The organism is Bradyrhizobium sp. LHD-71 (assembly GCF_031157255.1).
GTDB lineage: Bacteria > Pseudomonadota > Alphaproteobacteria > Rhizobiales > Xanthobacteraceae > P52-10.
Genome location: NZ_JAVIFX010000012.1, coordinates 63189 through 83828, shown reverse-complemented (window position 1 = coordinate 83828; position 20640 = coordinate 63189). Strand labels below are relative to the sequence as shown.

The following is a 20640-nucleotide window of genomic DNA, read 5'->3' as shown; positions in this document are numbered from 1 at the left end:
AACTTATGTAGCGGCCACGGTCCTGCCAAGGGAAACGGACACACCTTTTATCAGATTCCGGCGATATTTAAGGCGTGTTCCGGGGTCCAGCGCGACCTATTGCCCCGTTCGGTTAAGAGCATCTTGGCGCCGAAACATAGGGGCCGGGATTCTAACGGCGCCGCAACGGGGCGGGTTCGATGCTGATGACCCCCCGCGCAAATCCGACGAGCGCGCCGGCCAGGGTGCGCCGGAACGTACGCGCAGTTTTTGCCGTCAGCGCGTCGGTCAGATCTTCCAGAAGCGTTTCCACCTTGCCGAGTTCGGCGGGTCCTTCGTGCCCGGCGCGATCGACGGCGCGGTGAAGCAGGCGCAGTCTGATTTCAGGCGGAAGCGAGAGAAAGGCCGAGGCATCGATCGTCCGTCGCTGCGCGCCGCCGTCTTCGCTCCGTACCAGCACGCTCTCTGCACGATGAACCACGGCCTCCAGCGCCGCGTTCGCCCGCGCAAGTCTCGCCGTAAGTCTTGCGATGCTGCGCGCGTCGATCCCTTCCTGTTCCAGTCGCGGCATCAACTGACGCCAGCGCGGCCGGGTGAATGCGGGGTCGCGATTGGTCGGGTCGTCGGCAAACGAGATCCTTGCCTTGTCGAGCGTCGCGATCAGCCGGCCCTTCGGCATGTCGAGCAACGGGCGCACGACAACGACATCGCCCCGGACCGAATAGCGGGCCATCGCCGCAAGCCCCGCAAGACCGCTACCGCGCGACAGGCGCATCAGAAAGGTCTCGGCCTGGTCGTCACGGGTATGCGCGGTCAGGATGCACTCGGCGCCCGCTTTGCGTGCAGCGTCTGCAAGCATCGCATAGCGTGCCTCGCGCGCCGCAGCGGGTAGCCCGCGCGGTGGCTTGGTGCCCGACCAGATCAAGGTCGTGTGCCGGATTCCCAGCGTTGCAGCCAGCTTCTTGACGCCCCGCGCTTCCGCGCGCGACTCCTTGCGAAGGCCGTGATCGACGGTGATCGCGACGAGCTCAGGGCCGCGCCGCAGCCGTCTGCGCCACTGCGCGGCGAGCCACATCAGCGCGGTCGAATCCGGCCCCCCCGACACGGCGAGCACGAGCACCGCCGCCCGCCTAAGATCCACAAACAGTCGCGAAACTTCCGCAGATGAAATCGGTGAAGGACCGCGCGAGAGTCTTGACTGAGGCCTCTCGCCGTTGCGCGGCATGGTTCAGCAGCCGTTGCGCTTCTGCTCGCGGTCGACGCCCTGCTTCACGCCACCGGACGCCCGCGGATATTTGCGCGTGACCTCGCCGAAGGCCGCACACGCGGCCTCCTTCTCCTTCAGCGCTGCGAGCGACTGGCCGAGGCGCAGCAACGCGTCGGGCGCTCGCGTCGCAGTGTCGTACTTGGTCGTCACGGTCAGAAACGACTCCGCCGCATCGCGATAGCGCTGGCGCTGGAACAGGCTCTCGCCGAGCCAATATTGAGCGTCGGCGACAAGGCGATCGTTCGGATATTTCCTGACGAAGCCGCGCAGCGTCTCTTCGGCGAGTGCGTAGTCCTTGCGCTGAATATAGCCGTAGCCGAGATCATATTCGTCCCTCGGCGTCTGCGTCGGCGCGGTGGTCGCAAGCGTCGGGCCGGCGCTCTGCTGCGGCGACATCTGTCCCAGGTCGAGCGGCTCGCCGGCCGCCCGGCCGCCCGGTGCGCCGACATCGGCACGTTCCGGCGCGCTCGGCTGGCCGACAATGCTGCCGAGCGGCCGCGGCACGCCGGGCGCATTCGGGTTGGCATTGGGATCGAAAGCGTCGCCGCGACGGCCTGCCTGCTGCGGGTAGCCCGGCGGAACGGCCACTTGTTGCGGCGCGCTCTGCTGATAGGGAGGCGGCGGATAGGTTGGCTGCTGCTGGTATGGCGGCGGCGGCGCGGCATCCTGCGGCGTTCCCACCTGCCGCTGGGGTGGCGCCGTGGCTGTGTTCGTTCGACCGGCCGGCGCCGCCGCGCCGCCCTGCTGGCGCAGCTGCTCCTCGAGCTGGCGGACTCGGAACTGGAGCTGCTCGTTCTCTCCGGTCAGCTGCCGCAGTCGGTTTTCAAGCTGCTCGACGCGGACCACCGCATCGGTCTCGCCCATAGGTGCGTACTGCGCGAATGCCGGCGCCGGCGCGATCAGCACCGCTGCGCACGTCATCGTTCTCAATCTGGAAAACATCGCTGCCCGACGGATGCCTGGCGGTTCCCGCCTCACCGGAACCGTGGTGACCATGTGCCGCTGGAGTACGCCAAAAATGTGATGCGCGCAAAGGGCGAGCGGCCCGAAACGAACACGGCGCCCGCAGGCGCCGTCACTTCATCGTGTCCAAATATCAACCATTGACGGCTGGTCACGAGCTCGCGTTCAGCACTGTGACCGCACGACGGTTCTGCGACCAACAGGAGATGTCGTTACATACTGCGACCGGGCGCTCCTTGCCGTAGGAAATCGTGCGCATGCGGTTCGGATCGATGCCGCGCGAGGCGAGATAGCTGCGCACCGCCTGCGCTCGGCGCGCGCCGAGCGCGATGTTGTATTCGCGTGTGCCGCGCTCGTCGGCATGACCTTCGATCGTGAACGAGTAACGATTGTACTGCTGCAGCCACTGCGCCTGCTTGTCGAGCGTGGCGATCGCCTGCGGCGTCAGGTCGGTCTGGTCGCTTTCGAAGAAGACACGGTCGCCGACGTTGACGACGAAATCCTGCTGGCTACCCGGCGAGGCCGCATTCGCCATCGCCCCGTCCGCTCCGAGCTGGTTCTTGTTAGCGCAAGCCGCCATCGTCAGTGCGACGGCCAAGACCGCGGCAAACTTCAACCCCTGGAGGATACGCATTGGACTGTTCATTTTTCCGGAGCCTCCACGCTCACGTTTCTCGGATCCCGCATCCGGTCTACAGGGCGATGGTTAAACGAACGTTCCGTCAACCTTGATGAGAGGTTGCCGGGATCGCTCAAATGCCCGGAATCGAGCTAAAGCGCCCCGTATGGTTAATGGCCGGTAAATGTGGCGCGACGGTGAAGCCCCGGGCCTCGGGTCAGCGGACGGCCTGTCCCGGCTGCAAAGTAATGCGCTCCGCGTCGCCTATGGCGTCGACGCCAAGCGACCGGTCCGGAGCCAGGCTGCTGCGCTTGAACGGCATGCGGCGCTCGAACAGCGCACGACGCTCGGACATTGTCGAACTGAAATATGGGTAGCGCCGAAAGACCTTCTCGCGCCGTGCCGGGAAATCCACGGCCATCAGGCACAGCGGCTTCGTCAATGTCGGATAGGGTCGCGGTTCGCAGAGCGGCTCGTGAAGAAAGACCCGCCGATAAAACGCGCGATGCTCGGAACGCACGGTCGCGGTCCCGACATCCGCGTTGAAGTAGCTGCAAGCCGCATAGGCGAGACGCAACGTCAGATACGGCAGCATGGGCGACTTCGCGCGCGAAGGCTCGGCGACGAAGCGGTTGGGATCGACGATCACTTTGCCTTGCGCCAGCAGAGGCCGAAGCAGGTCGCCGAATGCCTCGACGGCCGGCGTGTCCGGATTCTCCGGTGACGCGACGCAAATGCGGAGCGAGCTTACGAGCATCCCGTCGATGTGAACGCCGAAAATCCAAGAATTCGGCAAATCGTCGAACCGATCCCACAACCGCTTTTCGGAATTAGGTGCGATCGCTTCCTCGTCCAAATAGGCCCGATAGCGCAGGCGATAGATTTCCGCTTTTTCGGCACTTGTCTCGGCCAACCGGTAATCGACACGTTCAAGAAGACGGAAAACTCGCTCGTCCAACTGGGTCGTCGCCCCAACCTGCGCACTCATCTGCAACCTCTGAACGCACTCCAATGCCGGCGTCCCGCTTACGTTGAAAGATAATCCTTTCTTAATTTTTTGCAAAAGAAACCGGCCAGTAACCCTAACTGGCCGGCGTGACGGACCGAAGGTGAATAAAGCGGCGGGCGGTTCAGGTTCAGGTGAGAGCTGCGGGTCGCAATGGGACCTGTTCCGGTGCCAGAACCGGGCCGCGGCCATGCGAAGCTCTGAGCAAGCGTCGAATCCGGGGGGCCGTAACCGGCGGGCTGAACAGGTAGCCCTGCACCTCCGTGACCGTCCCGTCCCGCCCGACGAGCTCGAGCTGCTCGCTGGTTTCGATCCCTTCCACCACCACGGACATGCCGAGATCGGCGCTCAGCCGCGCGATGCCCCGAAGGAGCGTCAGCGGCTTGTCGCTGGCAATTCCCTCGAGGAAGGATCGATCGATCTTAACCTTCGTGAGCGGGAAGCTGTGCAGGTAGCTCAGACTGGAATAGCCGGTTCCGAAATCGTCCAGCGAGATCCGCACGCCGATCTTCCGGAGTTCCGCCAGCGCGTCCCGGGTCCATTGCGTGTTTCTCAACAGAGACGACTCCGTGATCTCCACCTCCAGCCGGTGCGGAGGCAGCCCCGACACCTCAAGCGCGTAGCGAACGTCCTGGACGACGTCGCGCTGATGGAATTGCAACGGTGACAGGTTGACGGCGACGCCAACCGGACCCGGCCATTTCATGCACTCCATGCACGCCTTTCGCAGCGTCCAGCGTCCGAGGTCGATGATCATCCCCATCTCCTCGGCGACGGGAATGATATCGCCCGGGGACACTGCTCCGCGCGTCGGATGATTCCAGCGCAGCAGGGCCTCGCATGTCGTGACCCGACCGGACTTCAGGTTCACCAACGGCTGGAAATGGAGTTCGAATTCCTCATTCGCGAGTGCATGGCGCAGATCGAGTTCGAGGGTGCGGCGCGCCTCGACCCGGGTCGCCAGCTCTTCGCGGAAGAAGCAGAACGTCCCGCGTCCATCCGATTTCGCCCGATACAGCGCCACGTCTGCGTTCTTCAGCAGATGGTCGGCGGAAATCCCGTGCGGCGGCGTCAGCGCGATGCCGATGCTGGCGCCGATCTCGACCAGATGATGCTCGATCTCGTAGCGTTCGCTCAGACGATTGACGATCCTGCGTGCGAGCGAAGCCGCATCTTCGTGCGACTGGATCTCACGCTGAAACACAACGAACTCGTCGCCGCCGAAACGGGCGACAACATCGTCCGGACGCAGCATTTCCCGCAGCCGGTCGGCGACCGCACACAGAAGCATATCGCCGCACGGATGACCGAGCGTATCGTTGACCTGCTTGAACTGATCCAGGTCGATAAACAGGAGCGCCGACGTCCGCTTGTTGTCGCGGCGCGCGAGATCTTCTCCGATCAGATCACGGAACGCGACGCGATTGGGCAGCCCCGTCAGTTCGTCGAACCGGGCCAGATGGTTGATGCGGGCTTCGGCTTGCCGTCGCTCCGTGACGTCCTCGACGAGAACCACCGTGCCCTGCTGCGGCATCGGCTGGAAAGTCCATTCGAGCGCGCGCTCACGAGCCTCACCCGGATCGATCGTGACGATATTGGTGGCTCGCGCGTTCCGCACGCCATCCGCAACCATCTCGGCGCTGGTTGATTGCAGTGTACCGACCTTTACGCAAGCCGACATGATTTCATCGAGATAGATGCCCCGCTCGACCTCTGCGTCAGGCAGGCGCATCATCTCCACGAACCGGCGATTGATCACCGCGAGACTTCCGTCAGCGTCGAACATGCAGAGGCCATGCGGCATGTTGTTCAGCGCAGTATCGAACTGTCCTGCAAGCGCCGCCTCGCGCTCCCGCGAAACCAGCGCCTTCACGAAGATCTGGTTCAGATTGAGGTTGATATATTTGAGGCCGATGAAGAACAGCACGAGCAGGAGGGCGAGCCCCAGGTAATAGAGATCGCCCCTGAGTGCGAGACCAACCGAAAGCGGCGCGCACGCAAACAGAATGTGAAGCTGGATGATCCAGGGACGCCCGTAATTGCGACCAACGCTCGCTGCCGTGTAGCCTATGGTCACCGAGGTGCACAGCATGTGGGCGATCGTATCGTCCGACCAGACCAGAACCACGAAGCACCAGATGCCGAGGGAGGCGGCGAACAGATCGGCTCCGACCTTGTATCGCGGCTCCCACCAGGCCGCGCGCTCCAGCGTCAAGGGTTCGTTGCGCCGCTCACGTTCATATATCCGCATCTGAATGGCGCGGGCGATTCCGACAGTAATGATGAAGAGCGCACACAGCCAAAGCGAGAGATTGCCGAGCCTCCAGGCAATCATAACCGCCGCCACTGCAGCCGAAAGGCTGCCTGCGAACACCGAGAGATAATTCTGAAAAAGGGAATCGACCAGCGCTGTCGAAATCGACGGCGACAGTTCGGTCTCGTCTCTTGGCCGCTTGCCGGCTCTCAACATCGAGGCGTCCCGTTACAAGGTCGAGCGCCACTCCTACGTCGAGCCTATGAAGTTTCTCTGATACAACATCGTTACCAAGTCTTTGACCGAACCGCTAAATTTTCGGAAATCTGGCGAATTGGTCATCACGCTCCATTGATCATCCGGGGGAACAGCATGCCCAAAACCATTGACATTCATCTCGTTAACCGGCCCGACGGGATGCCGCGCGAGAGCGATTTCGCCGCCATCGAACGCAGCATTCCCGACGCGCGTGACGGCGAGATCCAGATCCAGAATCTCTACATGTCGGTCGATCCGGCGATGCGGCCACGCCTGTCGCGTGGGCAGGAGATCAATCAGCCGATCGGAGGCCCGGCCACCGGACGCGTCACCCAGTCGAGAAACCCCGCGTTCAAGGAGGGCGATATCGTCCAGCACCGCCTTTCGTTTCGGCAATACGCCGTCTGCGATGGTGGAGGCGTGACGAAGCTCGCTGTGGATCCGGCGTTGCCGCTGACCGTCTACATGCATGTGCTCGGCAACGGTGGCTTCGTCGCCTATGGCGGGCTGCTCGAGATCGGCAGGCTCAAGGACGGCGAGCAGGTGTTCGTCTCGACGGCGGCAGGCTCGGTCGGCTCGATCGTCGCGCAGATTGCCAAGATCAAGGGCTGCACCGTGATCGGCTCGACCGGCTCGGATGAGAAGGCTGCGTGGCTCAAGTCGCTCGGCCTCGACGTCGTGATCAACTACAAGAAAGAGCCGATCCGCGACGCGCTGAAGCGGGCGGCGACGAAGGGCCTCGACGTCTACTTCGACAATGTCGGGGGCGACCACCTGAACGCCGCGCTGCCGCGCATGAACCTGCTCGGACGGATTCCGGTTTGCGGCATGGTCTCGGCCTACAACAATCCGGGCGCGCTGTCGGCGCCGATCAACACTCTGTCGAACATCATCTACGGGCGCGTGACGATCCGCGGCTTCACGGCCGACGACTTCCCTCACCTGCGGCCGAAGTTCAATGAAGAGATGACCGGCTGGGTGAAGAGCGGAAGGATCAAGTACCAGGAGACGATCGTCAGCGGCATCGAGAACGCGCCCCGCGCGCTGATCGGCCTGCTCAACGGCGAGAACACCGGCAAGATGCTGGTGAAGCTCGCCGAGTGAGGCGCCGCGCAAGCTCGCCCGTTCGCTCGTATTCAGTTGTCAAACAGCCCGTAACCTGTAGCCCGGATGAGCGAAGCGACATCCGGGTGATACGGACGCAGAGTCAGCTCCCGAATTTCCGCTTTCGCTCATCCGGACCACGCGTGCAGCCTCGTCCCGTTCTTTGTTCGGCCTGAGCCCCTGCCGGTCGCGCCCTCGTAATGACGAGCGGTCAGCACCGGGTATCGCTTCGCGCGTGCCGGCTACCGCCGTCGCTTTGCTGACGGCTCCGTCATTTTTGCAACTCTCTATCTCGCCTGACGCGTGCAGCCGGTCCGGCATTTCACTTGCCGCGTGCAAAAAGGCGCGTCACCCTGACGCAGCAAACCGCGTCAACGCGGTTGCTGACGAGAACAACAACATCACGCCGACAACGTGCGGCGCGCTTGGGGAGGACACATGAGCAGCATTACGGCTGACGGCGATGCCGGCATCAAGACCGGCGCGGATTCGGATCAAGTCATCGGTCCGCTCGAACAGGAGCACCTGAAGAACCCGAACTACCGCGCGGTCGCTGAGGCGGGCGACAAGCTCACGCCAACGCACTGGCACATTGCCACCGCCAATGCCGCAGGCTGGGGCTTCGACGGCATGGACGGTGTGATCTTCGCACTGATCTCGCCGCTGGTGATCCAGGAATTCTCGCTGACGGTGCCGGAATATCGCTGGAGCCTGCAGCTCGCGCTGATGTTCAGCATCCTCGGACTTTACTTCTGGCCATGGCTTTCCGATCGCCTCGGACGGCGCACGCTGCTCGCAGTCAACATCGCGATCTTTTCGTTGCTGATGCCGGTGGTGGCGCTGTCGCCGACTTTTGCGTTCTTTGTCATCGCACGCTGCATCGTCAACTTCGCGCTGGCCGGAGAGTGGGCGCTCGGCTCCATGCTGGTCGCGGAGACATGGCCGGCGCGGCTGCGCGGACGGGTGGTCAGCATCACCCGATCGACATGGTGCCTCGGCGCCTCGCTCGCAGGCGCCATCACGCTCGCCTTTGCGACCGAGTGGGGCTGGCGTGCAGCCGTGATCGTGCCGGGCATCATCGCCCTGCTCGCGATCTATGTCCGTGCCACCTGTCCGGAATCTCCCTACTGGGTGCGTGCACAGGACCGCAAGCGGCGCATCACGCAAACGCTGGCGGCCGGCGGCCGTGTCAGCGACGAGGACCAGCAGTGGTTCAACAAGGCGAAATCGGTCGGCATCCGCCAAGTCTTCATGCCGGATGTGCTGCCGGCGACACTGGTGGCGCTGTTTGTGGCCTGCTGCTCGACCTCGATCTTCGGCACCGTCGGCGGCTGGATGCCGCTTTATCTCGCGACGGAAAAGCACTGGAGCACTGCCGAATACAGCACCTTCTACGTGCTGTGGGGCATTTCGGGGTTCTTCGGCCTGTGCGTCGCTGGCTGGCTCGCCGACAAGATCGGCCGAAGACTCGCCTTCGTTGTCACGCTGATCGAAGGTGCGATCTTCATGACACTGTGGGTCTATACTGAAGATCGGCTGCTGCTTTGGGTGTTCGGCCTTGCCTGGAGCTTCGGCTTCCTCGGCTTCTGGGGACCGAGCACCACGCTTACCGCGGAAGTGTTTCCGACGCGGATCCGCGGCGCAGCCAACGGCGTGGTCTGGGCGATCGCCTATTTCGTCGGCTTCGTCCTGTTCCCGTTCGTCACCGTGGCGCTGCAGCAGGCCACGGGATCATTCGCGCTGTCCTTCCTCTGCATTCCGGTGTTGATGATCGCCATGGCGATCGGCGTGGTCTTCATGGTGCCGGAACACTCCGGCAAGGAGCTCAACGAGATCATCACGTAGGGGCGAGTGGCGGATCAGTAGCCCGGGCGAGCGAAGCGACCCCGGGATTTGCGGAGAGCCAGCCCCGGATGGCGCTTTGCTTATCCGGGCTACGATTGGTCCTCCTGGATTGCCTCAAGACAACAGCGGCGACCAGGCGGGATCGGACGCGAAAGCCGGCGTCGGCACGCGCAGTTCGTTGCGGCCGGAGACATCGATGGTGAACAGGGCGGGGCCCGCGCCGGCATCGCGGAAGAACATCACGACGCGTCCGTTCGGCGCGAACGTCGGTCCCTCGTTGTGGTAGCCCGACGTCAAAAGCCGCTCGCCGGAGCCGTCCGGCTTCATGATGCCGATCGAGAAATTGCCGCCGCCCAGCTTGGTGAAGGCGATATAGTCGCCGCGCGGCGACCAGACCGGCGTCGAGTAGTTGCCGTCGCCGAACGAGATGCGCTGTGCGCCACCGCCACCCGCAGCCATCACGTAGATCTGCTGCTTGCCGCCGCGGTCTGACTCGAAGCAGATCCGCTGCCCATCCGGCGAGTAGCACGGCGAGGTATCGATCGCCGGCGTGTCGGTGAGCCGCGTCGTCGACTTCGAGCGCAGGTCCATCACGAACAGGTTGGCGTTGCCGCCCTGCTGGAGGCTCATGATCACGCGCTGCCCATCCGGCGAAAAGCGCGGCGCAAACGTCATGCCGGGGAAGTTACCGACCACCTCGCGCTGCCCGGTCTCGATGTTGTACAACAGCACGCGCGGGTCACCCTGGCCGAACGCCATGTAGGTGATCTCCTGCGTCGAGGGGGAGAAACGCGGTGTCAGCACCAGATCCTCGCCGCGCGTCAGGTAGCGGACATTGGCGCCGTCCTGGTCCATGATCGCGAGCCGCTTGACCCTGCGCTCCTTCGACCCGCTTTCATCGACGAACACCACGCGGCTATCGAAATAGCCCTTCTCTCCGGTCAGGCGCTCATACACCTGGTCGGAGATGATGTGGGCGATGCGGCGCCAGAATTCCGCGGCCGTGAAGTACTGATGTCCCGTGAGCTGCTGGCCGGAGAAAATATCCCACAGACGGAATTCCGCCTTCAGCCGCCCGTCCGGCTGGCGCGTGACGCGGCCCGTCACCAGCGCCTGCGCGTTGATGGTGCGCCAGCTCTGGAAGTTCGGCGGCACGTCGATGTTGGTGATCTTCTCGATATAAGCGGCCTGGTCTATCGGCAAGAACAGGCCGCTGCGCCGCAGGTTGTTGGTGATGACCTGTGTCACGCCGGCGGCGGCCTCGCTATCCACCTGCGAGCCCGCAACGAAATTCGGAATGGCGATCGGAATCGGCTGGATGTTGCCACTTTCAACCTGCAACCGCGTTTGCGCGTGCGCCCTGATCGAAATCGCCGATGCGAGCGAAAGTCCCGCGCCGAGAGCCAACACCTGCCGGCGCGTGAAGGTGGAAGGCGAAATCTGTGCGAGCTCTTGCTCGCGCCGCTTGCTCATGATCGAAATGACCTTTACCGGAACATATCCTTGGAACTGAACGTGATGTCGAGACGATCCCAGCCGCCGACATATTCGGACTGCGGCAGGAACGAATAGGGCTGGCACTGTTGAATCGCGCGGATCGCGCTTTCGGCGATCGCAGGACCGTTCGCGCTCGGCGGCCCGGCCAAGAGACGTGGCTGGCTTGACACGGAGCCGTCCTTGCGCAACTCGAAATAGACGCGAATCTCGATGTTCTCTGCGTCGCGCACGCCCGCCGGCACGTTCCAGCACTGCTTGATGCGCGCCTGCAGCGCGCCGACCCAGCTCATCGACAGCTTCTGCGCCTGGCCGGCCGCCGTGCCCAAGGACGAATGCGGATTGATCGTGTCGCCGGCCACCGCGTGGCGCTCCGGGCTGCGCTTGTCGAGTAGCGCCGCGATCTTCGATTGGTCGAACGTGCGCTCCTTCTTCGGCTTCTCTTCCTTTTTCGGCTCGGCCTTGGTCTCTTTCTTCTCGACCGGCTTCTTCGCCTGATCCTTCTTCAGGGCTTCGGCGATCTGGTCGACCGGCGGCTCGGGCTTCTTCTCCACCGGCTTCGGCGGCTCGGGTTTTTTCTCCGGCGGCTTCGGCTCGGGCGGCTTGTCGTTGGCTGCGACGACTTCCTTCTTCTCGGTCACCTTCCCAACCGGTTCATCGTTCGGCGTCGGCTCGCCGACCTTTTCGACCAGCGGCTTCGAATTTTCTTTCTGGCCGGTCTTGGTGCCCTTGGTGATCTGTGAAAGCTGCTCGGTCGAAATGATATCGACCGGCAGTGCTTCCTCCTGCTTGGCATCAAGCGAGCGGGTCGAAAACGACACGATTCCCCAGCCGATCACCCCGAGATGCAGGGCGAGCGATGCTGCGAGCGACTTGTCGATCTCGTATCCGGCGATCTTCAAGCGAATTAGGACCCTTGCTCCATTTCAGTCACCAGCGCGACGCGCTTGAAGCCCGCTGCCGACAGGCGGCCCATGACCCGCATGACCGTGCCGTAGTCGACTTTCTTGTCGCCGCGCACGAAGATCCGCTCGTCCATGCCGCCGCGCGCCGCGGTGATTGCTGTCAGTCTCGGAACGAGCTCATCAAGCGCGATCTCGGTGTTCTCACCGAGAAAGACCTTGCCGTCGAGCCGCACGGACAGCGTGATCGGCTCCTTGTCGATGTCGAGCGTCTTCGCCTGCGTCTGCGGCAGATCGAGCGGAACGCCAACCGTGAGAAGCGGCGCCGCAACCATGAAGATGATCAGCAGCACCAGCATCACGTCCACCATCGGTGTGACGTTGATTTCGGCCATCACGGCCGCGCGGCGGCGCCGATGCCGCCGTCCGCCGCCTCCGCCCGATGCTCCGGCCGCGCTCATCCCCATGGTGCGCTCACAGTCCTGGCTTTCGACGGACCCTCAAGGTCATGATCAGGCGCGTTCATCAATCTGCCGTGACAGGATCGCGGCGAACTCGTCCGCAAACCCCTCGAGACGCTGTGCCTGCCGGTTCACTTCGGATGTGAACTTATTATAGAAAATCGTCGCTGGGATGGCAGCGATAAGGCCAATCGCGGTAGCAAACAGGGCCTCCGCAATGCCCGGCGCCACTACCGCCAGCGAGGTGTTTTTGGACGCCGCGATCGCCTGGAAGCTGCTCATGATGCCCCAGACGGTTCCGAACAGACCGACGAAGGGTCCGGCCGAGCCGACCGTCGCCAGCACCAGAAGCCGCCGCTCCAGCCGGTCGACCTCGCGGGCGATCGACACGTCCATCACCTTTTCGATGCGCATCTGCAGGCCGGCAAACGAGCGCGACTGGCTTTCGAACGAGCGCTTCCATTCGCGCATCGCCGCCACGAACAGAGCGGCCATCGATTGCGTCGGCTTGGCCGCCAGCGCCCGATAAAGCTCTTCGATCGACTGTCCCGACCAGAACGCCTGTTCGAAACGGTCCATGGCGCGTTTAGCGCGCGCATACATGAACATCTTGTCGATGGCGATCGCCCAGACCCAGACCGAGCAGCCCATCAGGCCGAGCATGACCGCTTTCACGATCCAGTGAGCCTGCCAGAACAAGGCAATCAACGATACGTCGGCGGCAGCCGCAACGGGCAGCGCGGATTGCGCAACGTCGGCTGGATTCATCGCTCGTGTCCTCTCAACGCGTGCCCCGTGAATACGCACCCAACTCGGGGGTGGAGCCCGATAAGCTCGACGCCGATCAATCGGCGCGCGCCCGGGAGTCCACCCAAGTCGCCGCAGCCGGATTCATGTCGCACGGGAGGCCCCTGTCCCAAGGCCGCGCATGCTTCTCCGCCTAAGGTGTCCAAACTAGGGCTGAACCCGCCTCCGGCACACCCCTCGACCAAACGCCAGGGTTGGTTAATGCGCGGTTACCACAAATCCCCGCCGACGGGAAAAGAGGAACTATTTCAAGATGACAGGAGACAGATGGAACCGTTCGGCGGCGGCCTTTGAACCCGAGATAAAGCAGCGATCTGCAGGAGGGGCACCAGATCCCTTTCCCGGCTTGTGATCCAGGCCGCGAGGGCCGGTACCCCTCGGGCGCTGTTGGCAGTCGTTCGCGTCCTCGAGATGCCGAGATCCCCGCATTCGAGAGGCAGAAGTTCGAATCGTGTCGGGCGCACCAAATACCGCCGCGGCACATCAGCCCCAGGTCAGCGGATCAAGCCGGAGATAAAAGGTGAGCCGTTCCCGATCCGGCGCCTCTATCCCCAGGGTATTGAACAGAATTGCACCGGCCTGTTCACTTTGCTCTCGTGTCGTCCATGTCTCAGCAGCATTCGCAATGATTAGAGCCAGATCGGCGTACCGGTCGGCAGTACCGAGGCGACCCAGATCGATGACACCGGTGCACTGGAGGGTCTGCGGGTCAACCACGAAGTTCGGCATGCAAGGGTCGCCGTGACAAACAACCCTGTCGGCATCCTCCTGATCGCGTCGGGCCGGAACTTCGCTTGCAATCCGCGCCAACAGCTCGCTCCCGGGCGTATCCTTATCCTCGTCGGGTAGAAAATCGGGATTGACCTCGTTGCGCGTGACGACACTCACAGCGCGCTCAAACATGAGTGAGAGGCCGCGATTGAACGGACATTGGTCGACCGCAAGCTCGTGGAGAGCGCCGAGCTGTCGCGCCATTGACGGCCAAGCCTTCAGCAGTTCAGGCGCCGAGAGTTCGACCGCCGCGATGCCAGGGATGGCGCTCATCACCAAACAAGCGCCCTCTTCGGCCTCTTGCCAGTCGATAACTTTGGGACAAGCAATCGCTTGGACGTCGAGCCATGTGAGGCGGTCGCGCTCGCCGGCAAGGTCGATGGACCGGGTGGACGGTGCCAATTTGGCGTAGGCGAGCCTATCGTCGCGCCGATAGACGAGATCGCTCGATTCTCCAGTGCTTACGGGTATCCAACTGCAACCCCAACGGCCCAGCAAAGCGTCGGCCCAATCGTGTTCTCCCATCGCCCGTCCTAATAAAATGACCCACACGTAGATCGCAGCGATCGATTGTAGCAACCTTGGCAAGAGCCGGATGCACGCGGCGGAATTCGCCGTCTAACGGATAGAAATTCATAGTACCGCGCCGGAAACGTAGTTATCAGTTTCGTCTACGATGGGGCGCCAAATACCGCCGTCTGCCGCCGTTACCTCCCGGCTACGTCGGCGTAGCAGGCCCGGCGGCCGCTGGCGGAGTGGTGTTTGAATCATCCCACGCCGTGCCGCCTAGCGCCAATCTGGCCGTCCAGCCCCGCCCTCACCTCCCGTGAGCGGTACGGCGGTGACAAAGGGCTCCTCACGACCGACAGGCAGACGCCGGTGGGATCGGCCTGGCGACGGCCATCAGGCACGCGGGTTGGCGGCGCGGTAAGACGCAGAAAGCATCAACAGAATGAGGATGGGCGGCACCAGGGACCAAGCAGCGAAGCGAGGCGTTGCAGCCCCTGCCAGCAGCGCCCCAACGATGAAGGCGGTCCAAATGCCGGCGAGCAGGGCCGCCCGCCGCACATGAGTATCCCAGGACCCCTCTGCATCGGGCAGGGGCTCGCGCTTGGCCGCCAGCGCAAGATGTTGAGCCGCATTGTTCAATGTGCCTGTAACATAGCCGAGGCTCACCGATTGTTCGCCCACCCGGGTGATCGTGGTGTTCATGATGCCCATCGCCAAACTGAGGATCATAATGTTGCACCATCCAGGTAGTGGGCCCGCGTGAAAGGTGACGACAACAGCCGCCAGAAGGGCCGCCACGAGCCCGAACACCCAGCGCAGCCGATGGCGGTTGCCGGGATGCACGAGGAGTGCTCCCACGAAAACGCCGACAACAAAAACAGGGATCGGTAGCAAATTGTGTCCGGCTTCCGCAAAATTTGCCTGCCCTGCCTGCAAGCCGGTCTGTGTCGTGTTGCCACTCATGAATGATGAGAAGACCGAGTAATTCAGCAAGGTGTAAGAATCGACATACCCGGCGATTAGGGCGAGGACGGCCGCCGACCTGCCCTGCGCTCTGGCAGAATTCTGCAATGGCAGCATCCTGTTGCTCTCCATTCCAATTACACTCAATACGACTGACTCTCGAATAGCCGTGGTCGCGCTGCTCTCACCCGCACATCCGCGTAACCGGGGCGGCGTTGACCTCTCGCCGGCAGATCTGCGGTTGAAGACTATAAGGCCACGCTCGAACCATGCGCGCCGTTTCACAGGAGAGGATCGCCGGGTAGTCGATAATGTGCCGTCGCCTTCTGTTGGCGCGATAACGGCCTCGCCGCACTACGGCGATCTCATCACGACACCCCAATCATCGAGAGCGCCACCTGGCTGACCATACTGTCTGCATGAGCAAGCTGCTCGGCTTCTTGGAAATGGTTCGTGTTGAATGCGACGTTACGGCTTGCAAGCCGTCCCATCCCTTCGAGCGCATCTGCGAACACTGCCGACTGGCGCTTGAACTCCGGACTGTCTTCGTCGGCCGAGACAATCGCGATCGGGCAAGCGATCCGATCCAGATGACGCATCGGGCTGAGCGCTCGCTCCTCCTCAGCCGTAATGTGGAGATATGCGCTGCGCGATGAGAGCAGGACCGGATAGAGATCGTACATGCCGCTCAATAGCAGAGCGCCCTTGATGACATCTGCGGGCAATCCGCGCTTAGTCCAATCCGTGACGAGCACGCATGCGGCAAGGTGAGCGCCTGACGAATGGCCTGAAAGAAAGACGCGACCTGGATCACCGCCGAAGCTGGCAGCATTCCGCACCGTCCACTCCAGGGCGCGCCGGCAATTCTCCACGAGATCCGGAAGCCGAGCTGTCTTCAGGCTCCCGAAATCGGGAGCAAGATAGGCGGCGCCGCGCCTGACAAAGGTCGGAGCTGCAAAGGACGCGTCCTGCCTTGTATTGCGTGTCCATGCGCCACCATGAATGAACACCAGAACCGGGACGCCGCGCGCATCCGTCGGCGCGAAAATGTCGATCTGTTCCACATCGCTCGGGCCGTATTGCTCCGTCCGTGGCGGCATTGTCAGCCGCACGGCTGCGCTCCTGGCGCCGTCATTCGCCTCGAGTTCGGCCATCTGGGGCGCCCAGAGCGATTGATCGTAGGCTTTGTCGAGTTGCTCCCGGCTATAGTCAAGGAACACCGGGCCGGGCAAAGTAGAAGATTGTGCTGCAACGTCGGAGGTTGGCTTCTCAGGAGCAATTGGACTCTGCGAGATCTTCACGATTGAAAGCTCAGCTATTGTTTCCCACAAAGCGCTCGCTTGATCATTTGCTGGTCCTTCAGATCTAGCCACCGCGGCAGCAGACCGAGTCCACAGAATCTCCATTTCCCTAGCACTGCGCTGTGAACGAGAAATGCGTCGGAAGCCTACATATTGATCGATTAAGCGCCCAAGCCCGGACCTCGGGCGGCGGCTGAGTCAGGCGGGCCTGGATGCCCAGGCCGACTTACCTTGAAAGTTCATCAAGCCTCTTGCGTCGGATAGAGCTCGCGCTGCCGAAATAAACGCATATCCATGCCCCTCCTTGACTACTTTGCCCATGCCGGGTCGTCCCATGTGAGCGCCGGCTAGCCAAATATGTGCATCCGCGGCGTGTTGGAGCAGCTTGAGCCGGCTAGCCCTCGCCACGGACTCGTCGGCGTCATAGGCCCAAGTAAGCTCGGGACGGGCAAACTGTGCAGCAGGAACGTGGATCAGGTCGCCGCAGGATAAGATATCGTCTTCGCCAGTGCTGAGGAGGTAACCCATATGGCCGGAGCATGCCCGGGCATCGCCACCGCCAGCAAATGATCGTCCGGCCGGTCTCCTCCGCTAACTGGAGCCAGGAGTGGCCGAAAATCCGCTAGTCGTGGCTCTGCGAGGAAATCCTCAACTGCGTCCTCCCCAATCACGATCTTGCTCAAGTTTCGAAATGTTCGCCGCCCGTCAGGGGTAAGAAGACCGTTGATGTGGTCGCCATGGGCATGCGTGAGGGCGACCACCGTGATGGATGATGTGTCGATGCCTGCCTCGCACATCGTCTCCTCGAGGTAGCCCATGGACGGGTCCCAGCTTCCCCCCGCTCCACAATCTATCAAAACGCGGTCACTGCCTGAACGATCGAGTAGGAAGCAGTTGACCGACAGGCGAACCAGCGACTCTTCCCGCTGAGGCGATGCTGTCTGCGTACATACCTTGTCGTTCGGATACCTGAGCGATTGAGCCGGCAGGTCGACATATCCGTCGGAGAGCGACCAAACTTTCGACGATCCCGAAGCACAGGCCATGACGTTGGCGCTTTGAGACAGAAATTTCACGGGTAACCTGCCAAGCGGGGTGTTTCAATTTTCTATCGCGTCACTGAAGCCGTTATGCTTTCGAAGTCATCACCTTCTGAACGATCTTCCAGGTTCCGTTGACCTTCAAGCACGACAAGAGGTCCGTGAAGTGGCGTGGCGGTACCTGCAATTTCACCTTCAGAAGCGCGAGGTCTCTTTCGACGTCAATTGATAGGATCTCGTCGTCACGCTCCTCGCCCTTTTGTTTTGGGGCTTTCGTATCACGCACGACTGCCAGCCACATCGCGACCGGCGTCACGCCCACGTCGCCGTCGTCGGCCACCTTCGTCACGGAGCTCGAGGGATGAAATATGGATGCAAATTTCTCAGCATCCATTTCATAGGCGGCGTCAAAATAGGTCTGCGCCAGGGTGCGCAAAGCACGAACATCGGCATCCATGGCCACCTCCTGTTACGTCTAACTATTGCATACGCGCTGCGATCTCGCGTCGAGCGCCAGGCAGGCCGAAGCGGACAAACCGTCGACTCGCGTCACCTTGCCGGTCAAATCTAGGAAAAAGGCGCTTATGAAACTAGATATGTTGCACAGGATGGGGTCATGAGTGATATTCATCAATCATGGGCAATGAGCTGAATGAACTCGCTACGTTTGCAATCGTCGCCAGTGAGCGAAGCTTTACACGTGCTGCAGCGAAGCTCGGCGTCTCCCAGTCCGCTCTGAGCCACACGATCCGGAGACTCGAGCAGCGACTGGAGCTCCGGCTTCTTGCTCGGACGACCAAGAGTGTAGCGCCAACCGCTGCGGGCGGCGAAGCCCTCTTGAAGGACCTGTCTCCGGCGCTTGAGCAAATTACTCGTGCGCTGGACAAAGCCCGAAGCGTTCGCCACCGGCCTGCGGGACGGCTTAGAATTGTAATGTCGCGCTCGGCTGCGGTGATGGTGCTGTTGCCGAGGCTCACGGCATTTGCCGAGGCTTACCCTGACATCGTTCTTGACGTTGTTACTGTCACTGGTCCCGTGGACATCGTCGCGGGCGAGTTCGATGCTGGTATTCAACTCGGCGAGTATGTCCAAAAAGATATGATCGCGGTGCGCGTCACGCACGATTTGCGTTTGGCGGTGGTGGGATCGCCCGGCTATTTTGCGTCACGCAGCATTCCTCAGAAGCCCAAGGATCTAAACGATCATCGATGTCTAAACCTGCGCCTTCCGAGCGGTCCGTATCGGTGGGAGTTCGAGCAGGGCCGCAAGACGATCACAGTCGGTGTGAATGGCCCGCTCATAATCGATGATACCAACCTAGTGATTCAGGCGGCGCTCACCGGAGCCGGCCTTGGGCTCGCTTATGAAGAGCAGGTTGCGGAGCATGTTGCTGAGCACCGCCTCATTCGAGTGCTGGAGAACTGGACGCCCCCTATTCCCGGCTTCTTCATGTATTACCCAAGTCGCCAGCATCAGCCTGCTGCACTAACTGCGCTCGTAAACGCGCTGCGATGCGCTGGCGGGCCACTTCGGTTTAATAAAATTGCGAACCGCAACAGTCACCGCTTCTAAACTCACAGTGGCGGCAAATGTTCAGCAGCAGTTGAGTTCTCGCGCCCATGATGCGAGCGTGACCGGACGCCGCCGACCCACTGCGTGCATGGCGGGTTCGTACCGTCGTCCTCGAAGGTGGAAGGTCCGGCCATGACGTTCTTCAGCGATCCACTGCACGACGAGTTCGCGAGCGTTGTTCTCGGGTTCGCGCCCTACGGCGGTGGTGACGTCGGGGAGATCCAGGCGATCGCCCGCGCGATGAAGGACGGCGACGACGGCTCCTACTTCGACGCGTTCGTCACCTACGCTCGTCGCCGTATCGACGAGGGCAATTCCGCCGCGGCCAACGGGCATCGCGAGAGCGCGCACGACTGCTACTTGCGCGCCGCGGCCCTGCTCGGCATGGCCTACCATCCGCTCTACGGCACGCCGGTCGATCCGCGTCTCGCCGACGCATTCCACCTCCAGATGGACACTTTCGACCGAGCGATGGCGCTCCTCGACCCGCCGGGCGAGAAGCTCGAGATCCCGTACGAAGGCACCACGCTGCCGGCTTACTTCCTGCGCGCGCATGGGCATGCGACCGAAGTCCGGCCGACAATCATCATCAGCGATGGCTGGGACTCCACGTTCGTCGAAAGCTACCTCGAGATGGGTGTCGCCGCCCTGCGGCGGGGCTACCACGTCCTCGTCCACGATGGCCCCGGTCAAGGCCGCCTCCTCATCGACGAAGGACTCCCGCTTCGCCATGACTGGGAGAAGGTGGTCACCCCCGTCGTCGACGCCGCACTGGCCATCGACGTCGTCGACCAGGACCGAGTCGTCTACGAGGCGTGCAGTCTCGGCGGCTACTTCGCACCACGGGTCGCCGCGTACGAACCACGGCTGGCCGCCGTCATCGCAGACCCCGGTCAATTCGACGTGGGCGTGAAGATCTTCCAGATGATGAAAATGCTCGGCCTCGACGACGCCGCCGTGGCCCGACTGCCGGCCATCGATCCCGAGCACGAGAAGAAGATCATGACCGCGATCGGGAGCAACCGTCGTGCGCGATGGACGATCGTGCAGCGCGGTTTCTGGACCAATGGCGCGGCCGACCTGCGGTCGTATCTGGCCGAGATGTCGAAGTGGAAGCTCGAACCCGATGAGGTGGCGGCCATCCGATGTCCCACCTTCGTCGCTGCGGCCGAGTCCGATCCAGTCTCGTCGAACGCCAAGGACCTGTATGATGCGCTGGCCTGCCCGAAGACGTTCCGCGAGTTCTCGGACGCGGACGGCGCCGGCATGCACTGCGAGCAGCTCAACCGCTCCTTGGCGAACCGGGTGTTTCTCGACTGGCTCGACGACACGCTCCACATGCACCGGCGAACAACGGGAGCGGCGACGGCTGATGTCAGGCCGAAGCGGCTTCGCGCCGGCGAGATTCCATGATCGGTCCACTTATCAAGGCGATCGCAGCCGGCAGATGAGACGTAGTCCCGGCGGAAGCGGACCGTTCGCGCTCTTGGCCGTTTTCTTGTTGGTTCCCGGTCGGCCCCTCGG

The 20640-nt window shown here is 62.4% G+C and carries 18 protein-coding genes; 4 read left to right on the top strand and 14 right to left on the bottom strand.

Annotated elements, in window-relative coordinates:
• Positions 1-151: 151 nt before the first annotated feature.
• The 5 genes from tilS to RCO31_RS14855 form a co-directional block, all read right to left on the bottom strand.
• The gene (gene tilS, locus RCO31_RS14875; RefSeq protein WP_308969188.1) at positions 152-1204 is read right to left on the bottom strand and encodes a tRNA lysidine(34) synthetase TilS; all 1053 of its coding nucleotides are present in this window, start codon (positions 1202-1204) and stop codon (positions 152-154) included.
• Positions 1205-1207: 3 nt separating this feature from the next.
• On the bottom strand, positions 1208-2167 hold the full coding sequence (ybgF, locus tag RCO31_RS14870) for a tol-pal system protein YbgF (protein WP_308969187.1): 960 nt from the start codon (positions 2165-2167) through the stop codon (positions 1208-1210).
• 193 nt (positions 2168-2360) lie between these two features.
• Positions 2361-2855, bottom strand: a complete 495-nt coding sequence (gene pal / locus RCO31_RS14865; RefSeq protein ID WP_308969186.1) for a peptidoglycan-associated lipoprotein Pal — start codon at positions 2853-2855, stop codon at positions 2361-2363.
• A 190-nt stretch (positions 2856-3045) separates the two neighbouring features.
• A complete protein-coding gene (locus RCO31_RS14860) occupies positions 3046-3816 on the bottom strand; it encodes a hypothetical protein (RefSeq protein ID WP_308969185.1) in 771 nt (256 codons plus the stop codon).
• A 148-nt stretch (positions 3817-3964) separates the two neighbouring features.
• Entirely contained in the window at positions 3965-6304 is a 2340-nt protein-coding gene (locus RCO31_RS14855; RefSeq protein ID WP_308969184.1) for an EAL domain-containing protein, read from the bottom strand.
• A gap of 156 nt (positions 6305-6460) precedes the next feature.
• Here RCO31_RS14855 and RCO31_RS14850 point away from each other — a divergent pair, with 156 nt between their 5' ends.
• Together RCO31_RS14850 and RCO31_RS14845 are read left to right on the top strand one after the other, a co-directional pair.
• Entirely contained in the window at positions 6461-7450 is a 990-nt protein-coding gene (locus RCO31_RS14850; RefSeq protein ID WP_308969183.1) for an NADP-dependent oxidoreductase, read from the top strand.
• Between the two features lie 438 nt (positions 7451-7888).
• Complete coding sequence (locus tag RCO31_RS14845; protein WP_308969182.1) at positions 7889-9295, top strand: MFS transporter; 1407 nt, start codon at positions 7889-7891, stop codon at positions 9293-9295.
• A gap of 114 nt (positions 9296-9409) precedes the next feature.
• On the opposite strand, the gene tolB is transcribed toward RCO31_RS14845, so the two are convergent.
• From tolB to RCO31_RS14800, 9 genes are all read right to left on the bottom strand, one after another.
• A complete protein-coding gene (tolB, locus tag RCO31_RS14840) occupies positions 9410-10768 on the bottom strand; it encodes a Tol-Pal system beta propeller repeat protein TolB (protein WP_308969181.1) in 1359 nt (452 codons plus the stop codon).
• 14 nt (positions 10769-10782) lie between these two features.
• Positions 10783-11691, bottom strand: coding sequence for a protein TolA (locus RCO31_RS14835; protein ID WP_308969180.1), 909 nt, complete (start codon positions 11689-11691; stop codon positions 10783-10785).
• A 5-nt stretch (positions 11692-11696) separates the two neighbouring features.
• Entirely contained in the window at positions 11697-12158 is a 462-nt protein-coding gene (gene tolR / locus RCO31_RS14830; RefSeq protein ID WP_308969179.1) for a protein TolR, read from the bottom strand.
• 45 nt (positions 12159-12203) lie between these two features.
• Entirely contained in the window at positions 12204-12920 is a 717-nt protein-coding gene (gene tolQ / locus RCO31_RS14825) for a protein TolQ (RefSeq protein WP_308969178.1), read from the bottom strand.
• Between the two features lie 522 nt (positions 12921-13442).
• Positions 13443-14255 carry an APH(3'') family aminoglycoside O-phosphotransferase gene (locus tag RCO31_RS14820; protein ID WP_308969177.1) on the bottom strand — a complete coding sequence of 271 codons (813 nt, stop codon included), beginning with the start codon at positions 14253-14255 and terminating at the stop codon, positions 13443-13445.
• 378 nt (positions 14256-14633) lie between these two features.
• A complete protein-coding gene (locus tag RCO31_RS14815; protein ID WP_308969176.1) occupies positions 14634-15320 on the bottom strand; it encodes a YoaK family protein in 687 nt (228 codons plus the stop codon).
• Between the two features lie 251 nt (positions 15321-15571).
• Complete coding sequence (locus RCO31_RS14810) at positions 15572-16357, bottom strand: alpha/beta hydrolase (protein WP_308969175.1); 786 nt, start codon at positions 16355-16357, stop codon at positions 15572-15574.
• A 620-nt stretch (positions 16358-16977) separates the two neighbouring features.
• Entirely contained in the window at positions 16978-17580 is a 603-nt protein-coding gene (locus tag RCO31_RS14805) for an MBL fold metallo-hydrolase (RefSeq protein WP_308969174.1), read from the bottom strand.
• A 52-nt stretch (positions 17581-17632) separates the two neighbouring features.
• Positions 17633-18001 carry a nuclear transport factor 2 family protein gene (locus tag RCO31_RS14800; protein ID WP_308969173.1) on the bottom strand — a complete coding sequence of 123 codons (369 nt, stop codon included), beginning with the start codon at positions 17999-18001 and terminating at the stop codon, positions 17633-17635.
• Between the two features lie 179 nt (positions 18002-18180).
• On the opposite strand from RCO31_RS14800, the gene RCO31_RS14795 reads away from it, so the two are divergent.
• Both RCO31_RS14795 and RCO31_RS14790 read left to right on the top strand, forming a co-directional pair.
• Entirely contained in the window at positions 18181-19116 is a 936-nt protein-coding gene (locus RCO31_RS14795) for a LysR family transcriptional regulator (protein ID WP_374991485.1), read from the top strand.
• A gap of 132 nt (positions 19117-19248) precedes the next feature.
• Positions 19249-20529 carry an alpha/beta fold hydrolase gene (locus RCO31_RS14790; RefSeq protein ID WP_308969172.1) on the top strand — a complete coding sequence of 427 codons (1281 nt, stop codon included), beginning with the start codon at positions 19249-19251 and terminating at the stop codon, positions 20527-20529.
• The last annotated feature ends 111 nt before the right edge of the window (positions 20530-20640 follow it).

Bases quoted from the DNA above. Each gene is read 5' to 3' on its own strand.
- tilS (WP_308969188.1), bottom strand. From the start codon at position 1,204: ATGCCGCGCAACGGCGAGAGGCCTCAGTCAAGACTCTCGCGCGGTCCT.
- ybgF (WP_308969187.1), bottom strand. From the start codon at position 2,167: ATGACGTGCGCAGCGGTGCTGATCGCGCCGGCGCCGGCATTCGCGCAG.
- pal (WP_308969186.1), bottom strand. From the start codon at position 2,855: ATGAACAGTCCAATGCGTATCCTCCAGGGGTTGAAGTTTGCCGCGGTC.
- RCO31_RS14860 (WP_308969185.1), bottom strand. From the start codon at position 3,816: ATGAGTGCGCAGGTTGGGGCGACGACCCAGTTGGACGAGCGAGTTTTC.
- RCO31_RS14855 (WP_308969184.1), bottom strand. From the start codon at position 6,304: ATGTTGAGAGCCGGCAAGCGGCCAAGAGACGAGACCGAACTGTCGCCG.
- RCO31_RS14850 (WP_308969183.1), top strand. From the start codon at position 6,461: ATGCCCAAAACCATTGACATTCATCTCGTTAACCGGCCCGACGGGATG.
- RCO31_RS14845 (WP_308969182.1), top strand. From the start codon at position 7,889: ATGAGCAGCATTACGGCTGACGGCGATGCCGGCATCAAGACCGGCGCG.
- tolB (WP_308969181.1), bottom strand. From the start codon at position 10,768: ATGAGCAAGCGGCGCGAGCAAGAGCTCGCACAGATTTCGCCTTCCACC.
- tolR (WP_308969179.1), bottom strand. From the start codon at position 12,158: ATGGGGATGAGCGCGGCCGGAGCATCGGGCGGAGGCGGCGGACGGCGG.
- tolQ (WP_308969178.1), bottom strand. From the start codon at position 12,920: ATGAATCCAGCCGACGTTGCGCAATCCGCGCTGCCCGTTGCGGCTGCC.
- RCO31_RS14820 (WP_308969177.1), bottom strand. From the start codon at position 14,255: ATGGGAGAACACGATTGGGCCGACGCTTTGCTGGGCCGTTGGGGTTGC.
- RCO31_RS14815 (WP_308969176.1), bottom strand. From the start codon at position 15,320: ATGCTGCCATTGCAGAATTCTGCCAGAGCGCAGGGCAGGTCGGCGGCC.
- RCO31_RS14810 (WP_308969175.1), bottom strand. From the start codon at position 16,357: ATGGCCGAACTCGAGGCGAATGACGGCGCCAGGAGCGCAGCCGTGCGG.
- RCO31_RS14800 (WP_308969173.1), bottom strand. From the start codon at position 18,001: ATGGATGCCGATGTTCGTGCTTTGCGCACCCTGGCGCAGACCTATTTT.
- RCO31_RS14795 (WP_374991485.1), top strand. From the start codon at position 18,181: ATGGGCAATGAGCTGAATGAACTCGCTACGTTTGCAATCGTCGCCAGT.
- RCO31_RS14790 (WP_308969172.1), top strand. From the start codon at position 19,249: ATGACGTTCTTCAGCGATCCACTGCACGACGAGTTCGCGAGCGTTGTT.